The organism is Oleiphilus sp. HI0132, from assembly GCF_001635845.1.
The window spans coordinates 1-1,101 of sequence record NZ_LWGJ01001835.1; the positions used below are offsets into that span (position 1 = coordinate 1).

Genomic DNA, 1,101 nt, shown 5'->3' on the forward strand with positions numbered 1-1,101 from the left:
ACTAGTATGGAGCTATCGGTTGTTATGGGCTTGGCTGTATGTGCAGTATGTGGCCTATCTAACTTGTTTGTATCCGTAATTCGTAGCCAAATACCTTCGAACATACGAATCATTGTTCAAATGACTATCATTGCTTCGTTGGTAATTGTTGTTGATCAGGTTCTCAAGGCCTATGCCTATGAACTTAGTAAGCAGCTTTCAGTTTTTGTGGGCTTGATTATCACGAACTGTATCGTAATGGGGCGTGCTGAAGCGTTTGCAATGCAAAATGGCCCAGGCATGAGTTTCCTGGATGGCATAGGTAATGGTTTAGGATATGCCGTTATTTTGCTATTAGTCGCTTTTGTACGTGAATTGTTTGGTTCAGGCATGTTGTTTGGCATCGAGCTTATGCCTACCGTTAACAATGGTGGCTGGTATGTACCTAATGGTATGTTGCTGCTTCCTCCAAGTGCTTTCTTTATCATCGGTTTGCTTATTTGGGGCTTAAGGCAATGGAAGAAAGACCAGGTAGAGCCTGCTGATTACAAAATCTCGTCTCACTCTGTTAAGGAGGCGTTCTAATGATCGAATATTATTTAAGCCTATTTGTTAAGGCTGTATTTGTTGAAAATATGGCTTTGGCATTCTTTTTGGGAATGTGTACCTTCCTTGCGATTTCTAAGAAGATTCAAGCTGCAACCGGTCTAGGTATTGCCGTAGTCGTTGTATTGGCAATCACTGTTCCTGTAAATAATCTTATTTATACCTACCTTCTAAAAGATGGAGCCTTGGCTTGGGCGGGCTATCCTGATGTAGACCTGAGTTTCTTAGGTTTGTTAACTTACATTGGTGTTATCGCTGCTTTGGTACAGATTCTAGAAATGGTTTTGGATAAGTACTTCCCGGATCTGTATAACGCTCTTGGGGTATTCCTACCATTGATCACAGTAAACTGTGCGATCATGGGTGCATCTCTATTTATGGTTGAGCGTGATTATAATCTTGCTGAGAGCACGGTCTATGGCTTGGGTGCTGGTGTCGGTTGGGCTCTTGCGATCGTCGCATTGGCCGGTATCCGAGAAAAGCTCAAGTACAGTGATGTGCCTGAAGGTCTGCGTG

Annotated in this window: 2 protein-coding genes; both read left to right on the forward strand. The window is 43.0% G+C overall.

Translation table 11 applies throughout. From position 1 onward, the window contains the following. Positions 1-564: NADH:ubiquinone reductase (Na(+)-transporting) subunit D (locus tag A3766_RS27685; protein ID WP_068643393.1), on the forward strand; the 564-nt coding region annotated here is incomplete at its 5' end. Further along, on the forward strand, positions 564-1,101 hold a 538-nt coding region (gene nqrE / locus A3766_RS27690; protein ID WP_197479801.1), incomplete at its 3' end, for an NADH:ubiquinone reductase (Na(+)-transporting) subunit E. The genes A3766_RS27685 and nqrE, both read left to right, overlap by 1 nt.